Origin of the sequence: Actinokineospora pegani, assembly GCF_009745975.1 — a bacterium.
GTDB lineage: Bacteria > Actinomycetota > Actinomycetes > Mycobacteriales > Pseudonocardiaceae > Actinokineospora > Actinokineospora pegani.
On sequence record NZ_WHOL01000006.1, the window covers coordinates 1 to 412 of the forward strand.

Genomic DNA, 412 nt, shown 5'->3' on the forward strand with positions numbered 1-412 from the left:
GAGCATCTCCTGGCTGGGACGGCGGCTGGCCTCCCAGGGCTTCGTGGTCTTCACCATCGACACGCTGTCCACCCTGGACCAACCCGACAGCCGGGGCAGGCAACTGCTCTCCGCCCTGGACTACCTCACCACGCGCAGCTCCGTCCGCAACCGCGTCGACGACACCCGCCTCGGCGTCATCGGCCACTCCATGGGCGGCGGCGGCACGCTGGAGGCCGCCCGCTCCCGTCCCAGCCTGCAGGCAGCGATCCCCCTCGCCGGCTGGAACCTGACCAAGAACTGGTCGTCCCTGCGCGTCCCCACTCTCGTCGTAGGCGCTCAGTCGGACACCGTCGCCCCCGTGTCCGGCCACTCCATCCCCTTCTACAACAGCCTGCCCAGCTCCCTCGACCGCGCCTACCTCGAACTGCGC

General features: G+C 70.4%; 1 protein-coding gene. It reads left to right on the plus strand.

The window, feature by feature from the left end; all coding sequences use genetic code 11:
* Positions 1–412, plus strand: a 412-nt coding sequence (locus GCL84_RS00285) for a poly(ethylene terephthalate) hydrolase family protein (RefSeq protein ID WP_197522904.1), incomplete at both ends; no start/stop codon positions are given.